12 protein-coding genes are annotated in these 12,527 nt (G+C 71.9%); 11 read left to right on the forward strand and 1 reads right to left on the reverse strand.

What is annotated here, in order from left to right; translation table 11 throughout:
• Positions 1–180 precede the first annotated feature (180 nt).
• Genes ACSTA4_RS13195 through ACSTA4_RS13225 form a run of 7 tightly spaced genes read left to right on the forward strand, consistent with a single transcriptional unit; the run spans position 181 to position 6,616 of the window.
• A complete protein-coding gene (locus ACSTA4_RS13195) occupies positions 181–3,021 on the forward strand; it encodes a DUF4040 family protein (RefSeq protein ID WP_444963785.1) in 2,841 nt (946 codons plus the stop codon).
• Entirely contained in the window at positions 3,018–3,326 is a 309-nt protein-coding gene (locus ACSTA4_RS13200; RefSeq protein WP_248770170.1) for a sodium:proton antiporter, read from the forward strand. Before ACSTA4_RS13195 ends, ACSTA4_RS13200 begins: the two co-directional genes overlap by 4 nt.
• Positions 3,323–4,840, forward strand: a complete 1,518-nt coding sequence (locus ACSTA4_RS13205; RefSeq protein WP_444963786.1) for a monovalent cation/H+ antiporter subunit D family protein — start codon at positions 3,323–3,325, stop codon at positions 4,838–4,840. Before ACSTA4_RS13200 ends, ACSTA4_RS13205 begins: the two co-directional genes overlap by 4 nt.
• Entirely contained in the window at positions 4,837–5,214 is a 378-nt protein-coding gene (locus ACSTA4_RS13210; protein WP_444963787.1) for a Na+/H+ antiporter subunit E, read from the forward strand. Before ACSTA4_RS13205 ends, ACSTA4_RS13210 begins: the two co-directional genes overlap by 4 nt.
• Positions 5,211–5,468: a monovalent cation/H+ antiporter complex subunit F gene (locus tag ACSTA4_RS13215; RefSeq protein ID WP_013152768.1), complete on the forward strand. Its 258-nt coding sequence runs from the start codon at positions 5,211–5,213 to the stop codon at positions 5,466–5,468. Before ACSTA4_RS13210 ends, ACSTA4_RS13215 begins: the two co-directional genes overlap by 4 nt.
• Complete coding sequence (gene mnhG, locus ACSTA4_RS13220; RefSeq protein WP_094802521.1) at positions 5,465–5,815, forward strand: monovalent cation/H(+) antiporter subunit G; 351 nt, start codon at positions 5,465–5,467, stop codon at positions 5,813–5,815. Before ACSTA4_RS13215 ends, mnhG begins: the two co-directional genes overlap by 4 nt.
• A gap of 57 nt (positions 5,816–5,872) precedes the next feature.
• Entirely contained in the window at positions 5,873–6,616 is a 744-nt protein-coding gene (locus ACSTA4_RS13225; RefSeq protein ID WP_248774568.1) for an E3 ubiquitin ligase family protein, read from the forward strand.
• A 194-nt stretch (positions 6,617–6,810) separates the two neighbouring features.
• Here ACSTA4_RS13225 and ACSTA4_RS13230 read toward each other — a convergent pair whose 3' ends face one another.
• Complete coding sequence (locus ACSTA4_RS13230) at positions 6,811–7,194, reverse strand: winged helix-turn-helix transcriptional regulator (RefSeq protein WP_444963788.1); 384 nt, start codon at positions 7,192–7,194, stop codon at positions 6,811–6,813.
• Between the two features lie 83 nt (positions 7,195–7,277).
• Here ACSTA4_RS13230 and ACSTA4_RS13235 point away from each other — a divergent pair, with 83 nt between their 5' ends.
• From ACSTA4_RS13235 to ACSTA4_RS13250, 4 genes are all read left to right on the forward strand, one after another.
• On the forward strand, positions 7,278–7,688 hold the full coding sequence (locus tag ACSTA4_RS13235; RefSeq protein ID WP_444963789.1) for a RidA family protein: 411 nt from the start codon (positions 7,278–7,280) through the stop codon (positions 7,686–7,688).
• A 353-nt stretch (positions 7,689–8,041) separates the two neighbouring features.
• Positions 8,042–8,905, forward strand: a complete 864-nt coding sequence (locus tag ACSTA4_RS13240) for a SigB/SigF/SigG family RNA polymerase sigma factor (RefSeq protein WP_444963790.1) — start codon at positions 8,042–8,044, stop codon at positions 8,903–8,905.
• Positions 8,906–9,257: 352 nt separating this feature from the next.
• Positions 9,258–9,653 carry a hypothetical protein gene (locus ACSTA4_RS13245; protein WP_444963791.1) on the forward strand — a complete coding sequence of 132 codons (396 nt, stop codon included), beginning with the start codon at positions 9,258–9,260 and terminating at the stop codon, positions 9,651–9,653.
• Positions 9,654–9,655: 2 nt separating this feature from the next.
• Positions 9,656–12,358: a DUF4132 domain-containing protein gene (locus ACSTA4_RS13250; protein ID WP_444963792.1), complete on the forward strand. Its 2,703-nt coding sequence runs from the start codon at positions 9,656–9,658 to the stop codon at positions 12,356–12,358.
• The last annotated feature ends 169 nt before the right edge of the window (positions 12,359–12,527 follow it).

The raw sequence follows: 12,527 nt of genomic DNA on the forward strand, positions 1-12,527 counted from the left end.
GGTACCCGACGTCAGTACCCGCGGTCCTCTTCGGCTTCCGTCCTGCGCGAGGCACCTTTCGCGTGCCCTCCTCCACTTTTTCGCTGAACGCCGACCGTGCCGCACCCTGTGCGCCACGGCCGTCCCCGGCGTGTGCCCGCATGCCCGGGGACCGGCGCGCAACCGTGAAAGGATAGCGGCGTGCTGCTGCTCCTCCTTGCCGTACTCACCGTCACCACCCTGCTCGTCCCGCTGCTGGGACGCCCACTGGGCCGCGCCGCGGGGTGGCCCATCGCCCTGGTTCTGGCCCTGGCGGCCCTGTGGGTCGGCGCCCGGGGGCCCTCCCTGTGGAACCACGACCGGGTCCTGGAGGCGTCCCTGCCCTGGATGCCCGCCCTCGACGTGGGCCTGCACCTGCGCATGGACGGCCTGGCCTGGCTGTTCTGCGTGCTCGTGCTCGGCGTGGGAGCCCTGGTCATGGCCTACTCCACCCGCTACTTCCCGCCCGGGCGCAGGACCGGCTTCTACGTCCTGATGAGCGCCTTCGCCCTGTCGATGACCGGCCTGGTCCTGGCCGACGACGTGGTCCTGCTCTTCGTCTTCTGGGAGCTGACCACGATCTGCTCCTTCCACCTGATCGGCCTGTCCGGACCGGGCGCCTCACGACCGGCCGTGCGCACGTTCCTGCTCACCGCCATGGGCGGCCTGGCGCTGCTGACCGCGGTGGTGCTGCTGTGGGTGCGCACCGGAACCACCCGCCTCAGCGCGATCCTGGGCGACCCGTCCTGGACCCAGGACACCGCCTTCACCAGCACCGTGGCGGTGCTGGTGGTCATCGCGGTGTTCACCAAGTCGGCCCAGTTCCCCTTCCACTACTGGCTGCCCGACGCCATGGCCGCGAGCACCCCGGTGAGCGCCTACCTGCACGCGGCGGCGATGGTCAAGGCCGGCGTCTACCTGGCGATGCGCTTCTCACCGGCCTTCAGCGACACGCCGCTGTGGGGTGCCACCCTGGTCGTCGCCGGTCTGACCACCGCCGTGGTCGGCGCCGTGCTGGCCCTGCGACGGCACGACCTGAAGGAACTCACCGCCTACTCCACGGTCAGCCAACTCGGCTTCCTCGTCGCCGTCATCGGTGTGGGAACCCCGCAGGCGCTCGTCGCCGCCGTCGTGCACACCGCGGCCCACGCCCTGTTCAAGTCGGCGCTGTTCATGTCGGTGGGCGTGATCGACCACCAGACGGGAACCCGGGACCTGCGTGAACTCGGCGGTCTGCGCCGGGCGATGCCCGTCACCGCGGCGGTGAGCGCGCTCGCCGCCCTGTCCATGGCCGGGGTTCCCCCTCTCCTGGGATTCGTCAGCAAGGAGAACCTCTTCGAGGCGCTTCTCCAGACACCGGGGCCCGCCTGGGCCGGTCCGGTCGCCGGGGCCGTCGCGGTCGCCGCGGCGTCGTTGACCTTCGCCTACGCCTTCCGCTTCGTGTACCTGGCCTTCGGCGGGAGCGGCAGACGCCGTCCCGACCGGGAACCGCCCCGCGAGGCGGGCGCGCTCCTCCTGGCCGCACCCGTGGTCACCGCGGCGGCGGGCCTGGTCCTGGGGCTGGGAGCCACGGCGCTGAACCCGGCCGTCTCCTGGGCGGCCGGCGACGCGGTCCTGGCTCCCGCGGACTCCCACTTGGCGCTGTGGCACGGACTCAACCCGGCCCTGGGGATGTCGGCCGCCGCCCTGCTCCTGGGCGCCCTCCTGACCTGGGCCTCCCGCTCCGGGGAGAAACTCGCCGGGCACCGGTTCCTCCCCGTCCGGGGCACAGGAGTCTTCGAACGCGTGCACGCGGCGGTCATCGCCCTGGGAGCGCGCGTGGGCGACCTGACCCGCACCGACGCGCCCACCCGCCACCTGGCCGTGCCGTTCGTCATGCTCATCGTGCTCGCCGCCGTGGTCTGCGCTCTCGGACTGGACTACGGGCTGCCGCCCGCTCCCACCTCACGCGCGCTGGACTGGCTCCTGGTGGCGTTGGTGGCGGTCGCGGTGCTCACCTCGGTGGTGACCCGCTCGCGGATGGCCGCCCTGGCCCTGGTCGGGGTCGCCGGGTTCGCCACCGCGCTGTGGTTCGTCTTCCTCGGCGCCGTCGACGTGGCGCTGACCCAGTTGCTGGTGGAGACCCTGACGGTGGTCGTGGCGGTCCTGGTGCTGCGCCGGCTCCCCCGCGAGTTCCACCGGGTCCGCCGCTCACGCACCGCCCTCACCGCGGCGGTCGCCCTGGCCGCGGGAACCGTGGCGGGGCTGGGCGCCTACCTGCTCACCGGCCGCAGGGAGCTCTCCGGGGTCAGCGACTACCTGCTCTCCAACGCGCCCGAGGACACCGGCGGCACCAACGTGGTCAACACGATCCTGGTCGACTACCGGGCCCTGGACACCCTGGGCGAACTCACCGTCCTGGGAGTGGCCGGCCTGATCATCATCGCCGTCCTGCGCTCGTCCGGTCTCACCGCGAACGGCGAGGTCTCCTCGCGCGTGGCCGGGACCAACCCGGTCTGGAACGCCGACGACAACACCGTCATCATGCGCACCGTGGCGCGCTGGCTGATCCCGCTGCTGGTGCTGTGGTCGTTCTACCTCCTGCTGCGGGGCCACAACGCCCCGGGTGGTGGCTTCATCGCCGGACTGGTCGGCGGTTCGGCCTTCGCCCTGGCCTACCTGACCGCGCCCAGCGCCTCGGCGGCCCGCATCCGCCTGGCCTACCCGGCCTTCATCGCCGCGGGCGTCCTCACCGCCGCGGCCACCGGGCTGCTCGGCTACGCCGACGGGTCCTTCCTGCGGCCCCTGCACGCCGAGATCCCCCTGCCCTGGGGCGGTTACTACCACTTCACCAGCGCGCTCGTCTTCGACGTGGGCGTCTACCTGGCCGTGGTCGGCGTGCTGCTGACCGCGCTCAACCAGTTGGGGCTGCCCCGGAGCGGCCGTGAGAGCCCCCCGGAGCCCGAAGCGCACCGCACACCCGACCCCGTCCAGCACGGTCCGGCCACCGGAGGTACCCGATGACCCTGGCCATCACGATCGGCGTCCTGACCGCCGGAGCCGTCTACCTGATCCTGCAACGCGGCATGGTCCGCGTCGTCCTGGGCTTCGTCCTGCTCAGCCACGGGGTCAACCTCCTGCTGATGTCGGCGGGCGGAGCCTCCCGCCGGGGCGAACCCCTGCTGGGACGGGACACCGGCGCCGCCATGGCCGACCCCCTGCCCCAGGCGTTCGTGCTCACGGCGATCGTCATCGCCTTCTCCATCACCATCTACATGCTCGCCCTCGCCGCGACCGGTGGGAGCGACGACACCGAGGACGCCTCATGAACCCCGTTCTCCTGCCCGTGCTGGTCGCGGTCCCCCTCCTGGGCGCCGCGCTGCTCGTCCTGCCCCTCGCGCGTGCGGCGGCCCGCGCCCTGTTCCTGGGGACCAGCGCCTTCGCCCTCGCCGCCGGTGTCGTCCTGCTCTGGGCCACTCGGGAGGGACAGGTGCACGCCCACCAGGTGGGCCTGTGGCCCGCCGGGGTGGCCATCCCCTTCGCCGCCGACACCTTCAGCGCGCTGATGATCACCACGACCGCCCTGTTGGTGCTGGTGTGCTCGGCCTTCGCCGTGGCCACCGGCGAGGCCGACCGGCGCTTCTTCCCGTCCCTGGTCCTGGTGCTGTCCGCCGGGGTGTACGGGGCGCTGCTCACGGGCGACCTGTTCAACCTCTTCGTGTTCGTCGAGGTGATGCTGCTGCCCTCCTACGGGCTGATGGCCATCGCCGGGACCCTGCGCGGCCTGCGGGGCGGGCGGACCTACGTCGCGGTCAACCTGTTGACCTCGACCGTGTTCCTGGCCGGTGTCGCCCTGGTCTACGGCGCCGCCGGAACCGTGCAGCTCGGCGAACTCGCGGGCGCCGCCCAGGAGTCACCCGTGGTCGCGGTCGCCATGGGCGTGGTGCTGCTGGCCATGTCGGTCAAGGCCGCCGTCGTGCCGGTGCACGGATGGCTGGCGCGCACCTACACCGCGCCCTCCCCGGCGGTGACCGCCCTGTTCTCCGGCCTGCACACCAAGGTCGCCGTCTACGCGATCTACCGCCTCTACGCGGTGGTCTTCGGCGGCGAGTCCTCGCTGCTGTGGGTGGGCCTGGTGTTGTTCGGCGCGACCATGCTGATCGGGGTCCTGGGAGCGGTGGGGGAGGACACCACCCGCTCGATCCTGGTCTTCCACATGGTCAGCCAGATCGGCTACATCCTCCTCGGCGTCGCCCTGTTCACCGAACTGGGACTGATGGCGGGCATCTTCTACCTCATCCACCACATGGTGGTGAAGGCGTCCCTGTTCCTGTCCACCGGCGCGATCGAGCACGTCCACGGCACCGGCAGGCTCGACCGGCTGGGAGGCGTGGCCCGCCGGGAACCGCTGCTGGCCCTGGCCTTCCTGGGCGCGGCCCTGTCCCTGGCCGGACTGCCGCCCTTCTCCGGGTTCGTCGCCAAGCTCACCCTGGTCGCCGCCGCCTTCGCGGACGGCCAGTGGGCGGTCGCCGCCGTCGCCGTCGCCGTCAGCCTCATCACCCTGATGTCGATGCTCAAGATCTGGGGCTCGGTGTTCTGGGGCCCCGGCCCGGGCTCCGGTCCCGAACCCGGGGGCGGACGGTCGGCGGAGGGGGCCGGGACGGTCACCGCGCCCCCGGCCGCCACGAGGATCCGCGCGGGCCTGGTGCTGCCCGCGGCGGCGTTGACCGGCGTCACCCTGTGCGTCGGCCTGGGCGCCCAGGTCCTGCTCGACCTGAGCGCGCAGGCCGCGGCCCATCTGCTGGACACCTCCACCTACGTCGAGGCGGTGACGAACCGATGACCCCCTTCCTGCTCAGGGCCCTGCGGATCGCGTGGTTCCCGTTCTTCTACGGCTCCCGGGTGGTGACCTCCACGCTCCAGGTCGCCTGGGACATCCTCACCCCGGGCAGCGCGTCCGTGCCGGCCCTGATCGAGGTCCCGTTGCGCTGCCGCACCGACCTGGAGATCACGGCCGTCGCCAACATGGTCTCCCTGACCCCCGGAACGGTGACCGTGGCCACCCGCACCGACCCGCCCACCCTGTGGGTGCACGGCATGTACACCGCTGACGAGCGGGCCTTCCTCGACGACATCCACCAGATGGAGGACTACCTGTTGGGCCTGACGCGCGCCGGACGGACGAAGGCCGAGCCCCGCGGGGAGGAGACCCGATGAACCCCGTCGACATCGCGCTGCTGCTGCTCGGCGCGTCCATGGTCCTGGCCGCGTACCGGATCCTCTCGGGCCCCGACCGGGCGGACAGGGCCGCCGGGGCCGACGTGGTCCTCTTCGGCTTCGTCGGCCTCGTGGTCGTCCTCGGCCTTCGCGTCGACTCCGCCCTGGTGGTCGACATCGTGCTCGTGTGCGCCCTCGTGGGGTTCCTCTCCGCCCTGTCCCTGGCCCGACTGATCTCCGGAGGCAAACGATGACCCCGTTCGAGACGCTCGCCGTGGCCTGCGTGATCGCGGGCGCGTCCGTGTTCACCGTGGGAGCCCTCGGCCTGGTGCGCCTGCGCGACTTCTACGCCCGCCTGCACGGGGTGTCGGTCTCGGCCGGACTGGGGACGGCCCTGCTCCTGCTCGGTCTGCTGCTGTGGTTCCCCTCGGTGGAGAACGCGCTCAAGATCGGCCTGGCGCTGCTCGTGCAACTGGCCACCGCCGCGGTCGGCGGCAACGCCCTGGCCCGGGCGGGTTACCTGGCGGGAACACCGCTTTCCCCCGCCACCCGGCACGACGCCCTCGCCGACGCGGACACGGACCGCTCGGAGGAGGGCTGACCCTGCTTCGTGCCGGTGGCCCGTCACCACGGCCGACGGCACGAGGAGGCGGTGACTATGGATGACATGTTCGTCGGTGGGACGCGGACCGCGTTCCAGCTCCTGGCCCTGCTGGCCACCGTGCTCAGCGCCCTCCTGCTCGCCCGGGTGCTGCGCACGCGCGCACGGTCCACGAGGATGCGCCGCTCCCGGACGCCTCCGCTACGGGACCTGCCCAGCTCCGGTACCCCGGTCCTGGTCGACGGGAACGCCGTACCGGGGTCCTCGGGACCGCTGGTGGCCCCCTACTCCGGGACCAGGTGCGTGTGGTACCGGACCGAGGTGTGGGACCACCGCCCCGCCGAGGACTCCCACCACGAACGCCTGCGCGTGACCCTGGTCCACGCGGAGCAGAGCGAGGCGCCCTTCCGGCTCCAGGACAGGACGGGGAGCGCGTGGTGCCACCCCCGCGGGGCCGTCACGGACAAGGTCGCCCTCACCCACGACTCCTTCGTGGTGGACCCCCTGGCGGAGGGCGCTCTCGGCAGGACGGAGGCGAGGCGGGAGCTGCGGCCCGAGCACGCGCATTCGAGCGCCGGCCGCTCCTACCGGGAGTGGGCCATCGCTCCCGGGACCCGCCTCCTGGTCAACGGAACCGCCTACGAGTGGAACGAGGACACCCTCGTCGCGAGCTCCTGCGACGGGTACCTGCTGCTCTCCACGCGCACCGCCCCGCAGTTGTACGACGCCCACCTGACGAGGCAGGTCCTCGCCGGAGCCGCCTTCCTCGGGTCGCTCGCGCTCACCCTGTGGCTCTCGTGACGGTTCACGCCGGGTTCTCGGAGGCGGTCGGCCAGCCCACGGGCGGAGGCGCTGCCGACCGCCGTCCGGACCCGCGCGGCGGCGCCCGGCGCTGTCGGGCCGTCGGAACCCGCCCTTCCGAACCGGACACTTTCGAAGCGGGCACTTCCGGGCCCGACACAGGACCTGACCAGGGCTCCGGCCGCCGCGGGGCGTCAGCCGCCGTCCTGTTCGAGGTCGAAGCGCTCGCGTGCCCGCTCGATCTCGGTCGTGTGCGCCGCGATCCAGTCGAGCAGCACGTCCACCGGGTGCCGGAGGGTCTTGCCCAGCGGGGTGATCCGGTACTCGACGGCGACCGGCCGCGAGCCGACCACCGCGCGGTGCACGATGCCGTTGCGTTCGAGGCGGCGCAGGGTCGCGGTGAGCGACTTCTGGGTCACCGAGGGGATCGCGCGGCGCAGTTCGTTGAAGCGCGAGGGGCGCTCGCAGAGCACGTTGAGCACCTCCATGGACCACTTGTCCAGGATCTGGTTGAGGAGCTCGCGGTGCGGCGCGGTGATCCCGATGTCGTCGTGGGCTGCCTGCCCGGTATCCGTCATGACACCTGGTTTCGTTGCAGTTTCTTTCTGATACCAGGTATCAAGATTAGACCAAGTCGGTACCAGTAGCGAGGACACAGAAAATGAGCGTTCAGCGTTTCACCCCCGAGGGCATGATGCAGCCCACCCCGTACCACCACGTCGCGGTCGGCACCGGTACGCGCCACGTGCACGTCAGCGGACAGGTCGCCCGCCGCGCCGACGCGACCCCGGTAGCCCCGGGCGACCTCGCCGGACAGGTGGCCCAGGTGCTGCGCAACACGGCGGCGGGCCTGGCCGGGGCAGGAGCGACGTTCGACGACGTCCTGCGGCTGACCTTCTACGTCACGGCGTGGGAGCCCGGCAAGATCGACGCCTTCATGGCGGGAGTCGCCGAGGTCGCCGAGGAGGTCGGCCTCCCGACGCCTCTGCCGCCCTCGTCGCTCATCGGCGTGGACTACCTCTTCGAACCCGACGTGCTCGTCGAGGTCGAGGCGACGGCCGTCCTCGACTGACGGCGGCCCACCGGTCGCGGCGGGCGGAGGCCGTGACGCCCCCCCCCGCGCGTCGGCTAGGAAGGGAACGGCCGCCGGTTCGCGGGCGCGGGGGTGCGGTCCACGGGCGCGGCGGCCGCGCGCTCGCCTTGTTCGGGCTGGTGGAGGCGCTCTGACCTGGTTATTTGTCGTGCGACAACAAAAAATTCGCTCTGCGGCTTTTGAAGCGGTTTCTGAGGGAACGGTAGTGGTCGCACCGGCGCCGCCCGCCGGGCCGCGGCACCCGAACCGCGGTCGCCAGCGGGTCAGCGCACCGGTGTCTGCCGAGGCAGACAGACAGGAGCACACAGGACCAGAGCACCGGGGGTTTCCTCTTGTCCACCACGCTGAACCAGGACACCGTGTCGCAGACCGACACCGACCACACGACCCTCATCCCCAGGACGCGCGCGTCCTCCCCGGGGGAGGAGATCCCGGTCGAGGAACTCCTCGCCGAACTCCAGCGCCTGGACGGCGACGACCCGCGCGCGGTCAGCCTGCGCGAGCAGGTCGTGGTCCGCTACCAGCCGCTGGTCAACAAGCTCGCCCGCCGCTACAACGGCCGGGGCGAACCGCTGGAGGACCTCAAGCAGACCGCCATGGTCGGCCTGGTCAAGGCCATCCACGGCTACCAGCCCGACCGCGGCAAGCCCTTCATCTCCTACCTCATGCCCACGGTCACCGGCGAGATCAAGCGGCACTTCCGCGACCACACCTGGGCGATCCGCGTCCCCAGGCGCCACCAGGAGAACCGGATCAAGCTGCGCCAGGTGCTCAACACCTTCCAGCAGACCCACGCGCGCGTCCCCACCAACGCCGAGATCGCCAAGGAGATGGGGCTGGACGAGGAGGAGGTCGTCGAGCTCGTCCAGGCCTCGGAGTCCTACCGCTCCCTCTCGCTGGACGCCCCCGACTCCTCCGACTCCGAGGGTCAGGAGGGCTCCCGCCTGGAGGACCACCTGGGCAGCGAGGACGAGGGCCTGGAGCGGGTCGTGCAGCGCGAGTCGCTCAAGCCCGCCCTGGCCCGCCTGCCCGAGCGCGAGCGCGAGATCCTCAAGCTGCGCTTCTTCGGCGACCACACCCAGACCGAGATCGCCGACCGCATGGGCTACTCCCAGATGCACGTCTCCCGGCTGCTGAAGAACACCCTGGAGCAGCTGCGCGAGGACGTGGGCGAGCGCGGACCCGCCCGGGGCTGAGGACCCCGATCGCTTTCCGGAGGGCGCCACGGGGGACGCCCTCCGGAGAGCGGGTCGTCCCGCCCCGGTCGGCCGTCCGCCGCCCGGCTGTCACCAGCGCGACTCCCGGTCCAGGTGAGCGGGAGGCACATCCCCGTCGGGGCCGATGACATCGGCCGTCCGCCGGTCTCCCGACCTTGCGGCCCCTGACTCTTCAGCCGCAGTGGGCGGCGTCCCTCACGGACGCCGCCCATCGTCGTGCGCGCGGGAACCGTCCGTGCCCGACCGGCCCGGTCCCGGCGAACCTGTCGGTCCGCTCCGCTAGCGTGGCCCGGCACGTGAGGTCACACGCTGGCGAAAGGAACCGCCCCCTATGCCCAGAGTCCTCCTCAGGGTCGAAAGCCCCCTGGGCGTCGGCCTTCCCGCTGTCGAACCGCCCGATCTCCCCGACCGGGTCCGCGTACGCGAACTGATCCGGACGCGCGTGCGGGAGGAGGTCGCCCGGTACAACCTCGACCGTTCCGCCCCCTACCAGGGCCTGGTCGTCCCGACCGCCGCCGAGCGTCAGCTCAACACCGCGGTCCGGCGGACCGAACGGCCGACCGTGGACTGGGAGGAACAGGCCGACCTGGCCGAGCGTGCCTTCGAGAAGCAGCGGTTCGTGCTCATCGTCGGTGACCGCCAGGTGGAGTCCCTGGAGGAGCACGTCGACCTGACCGGCGAACCCGAGATCGTGTTCGTCCAGCTCGTCCCGCTGGTGGGTGGCTGACCATGACCGGGAGCACCACCGAGACCATCGCGGCCCCGCCCTTCACCTCGATCGTCCCCTCACCCGCCGGGCGGGCGTGGGCCGGACGGACCGCCGAGGAGTTCGCCTCGGGCATCGACGCCATGGGGAGGAGTTCCTGGGCCTACCGGAGCACGATGCCCGCCCAGGTCGAGGAGGTCCTGGGCCGCCTGTACGCCCCCGGTCTGCCGGAGCTGATCGAGGAGTGCGACCGGGTCATACGCGCCCACGCCCCCGACCGGGGTTGGCAGGGGTACACGGGGATCTCCTCACTCGACCGGGGCACCCCGCTGCGCGTCCTGGTCGACCGGTGCGACGACGACCTGAGGGTGCGCCTGGCGGTCTGGTTCCTGGTCAACGCACGGCATCCCCGGCCTGTCGCGGTCGACGGACAGGGACGCCACAGCGACTACTTCTCCAGCGTTCACCGTCGTGCCGCGTTCACCCTGTGCCGTAGGACACTGCCGTGGGACAGCGCCCTGCTCTCCCTGCTTCTGCACGCGCAGGCGCGGGGACTCACCGACGAGCACGCCCACATCGACGTCTGCGAGCGGGTGGAGGACCACGTCCTGGCGCCGTACGCACGACAACTGCACGAGTACCGGGCCCGCTGCCAGGAACGGGGGTACCGCCTGTTCACCTGGGAACCCGATGAGCCCGAACCCCGTGCGCGCGGACTCCTTCTGCTCCTTCGCCTGGGAACTCCCCTGGCCGTCGACCACCTCCTCCCCGAGGGGGACCTGTTCGGCGACCTGCTGCGCGAACGCGAACCCTCGCTGGTCACCCGTCCAGGGTTGGCGGAACTGCTCGTCCACCTCCTGGTCCCGCCCGGTGCCCGGCCCGGCGGTGCGTGGCGCGAAGGGCTGCGGCGCAGGTTGGCCGCCATCCCCGAAGCGGAGGACGCGCTGCGGCGCCTGGTCGAGGTGGTGCTGTGCACGCCGCGGGCAGAGGAGGGCCATTTCGGTTCGAGCACGGCCTACTTCCTGATCCACGTGCACAACATCGTCAACGGCCTGGCGTGGGCGGTGCGGGAGCTGGCCTCGGAGGCGGACACCTGGTCGCTGCCCCTGCTGGAGCGGGTCGCGGTGTTCACCGGAACCGGACCGGGCGGCTCCAAACTGCTGCGCTCCGAACGCACGGCCTCCGCCTGTGTCCGGATCCTGGCCGAACGCGGTACCGACGAGGCGGTCGCCGTCCTCGCCCGCGTCCGCGCTCGGGTCAAGAAGAAGACCCTGTCGAAGGTGATCGACAGGGCCCTGGGGGAGATCGCCGACCGGCTGGGCATCACCGGAGAGCAACTGCTGGAACGCACCGTCCCCGACTTCGGCCTGGGTCGGGACGGGACTCGGACCGACCAGCTGGGCGGGCACCCGGTCACACTGGCCCTGGCCGCGGACGGCAGCGCCGCACTCGGCTTCGCCTCCGCCAAGGGGCGTCCGGTCGCGAACCCGCCCGCGGCCCTGCGCACCTCGCACCCCGACGAGATCAAGGCGCTGCGGGCCGAACTCAAGGAGCTGCGCCAGGTGGTGGCGGCCGAACGGGTCCGGCTGGAGGAGTTCCTGATCCAGGGGCGGGCGTGGGACGCCGCGTCCTGGGTCCGCTACTACCTCGACCACCCGGTCACCGGCGCGCTCGCCCGGCGACTGCTGTGGGAGGTGAGCGCCGACGACGGCCGGACCTGGGTATGCGGGCTGCCCGGGGCCGACGGGGACCACTGGCGTCTGGCCGACCCCGACGGGACGGAGGTCGCGCACACCGCGACCGTGGACGGCGGCGCCCGGGTGCGGCTGTGGCACCCCGTGCGGAGCCGGCCGGAGACGGTGCGGCGATGGCGCGAACACCTGACCGATCGGGAGATCGCCCAACCCCTCAAGCAGGCGTACCGGGAGATCTACCTGCTCACCCCGGCGGAGGAGGCCACCCGGGTCTACTCCAACCGCTATGCCGCCCACATCCTCAAGTACGGGCAGGCCAAAGCTCTGCTCAACGAGCGCGGGTGGAGCGTCCACCAGCTGGGCGGTTGGCACGGCGGCGAGGACGGCCCCGCCGAGCGCGTCCACACTGACCGGGAGAGCGGGGCCTCTTGGCGCGTCACCCTCGACATCGCCCTGGTCGACGACGACTGCGATCCCGTACGGCACTGCGGCACCGATCAGGTCCGCTTCCAGCGTGCGGGCGAGAGGGAGCCCGCACCGCTGACGGAGGTGTCGCCGCTGGTGCTGTCCGAGGCGATGCGCGACGTGGATCTGGCTGTGGGTGTGTCCTCGATCGCCGCCGACCCCCAGTGGGTGGACCGGGGAGAGAGCGCGCACCTGCCCTACTGGCGTCGGGCGGCCTTCGGTGAACTCACCGAGAACGCCGTCGTACGGCGCGAGGCCTTGGCGCGCCTGCTGCCGCGGCTGCGCGTGGCCGACCGGTTGGAGGTCGACGGCCGCTTCCTGCGGGTGCGCGGTGACCTGCGCTCCTACCGGATCCACCTGGGCAGCGCCAACATCCTGATGGAACCGGACGACTCCTACCTCTGCGTGGTGCCCTCGGGCAGGGGGAGGGGACCGGGGGTGTTCCTGCCCTTCGAGCAGGACGGCGGCCGCCTGGCGCTGATCCTGTCCAAGGCACTGATGCTGGCCGAGGACAGCGCCATCGAGGACGCGAGCATCACCGGGCAGATCCGACGCGGACTGGAGTAGGGGGAGTTCCGAGGTTTGGGAAGCCGCGGAACAGCGGAGCGGAACCCGGAGTCCCGCGCGAGTCCGCGTTCTGGTGTCTCCTTGAACCGGGACTGAGCTGGTCGGAACTGTTCGGGGCCCGCCACTCGGCGGGGCAGCGGACCCCGGCACGTCTCGCACACCCGCCCGG

The organism is Nocardiopsis sp. M1B1 (assembly GCF_052466615.1).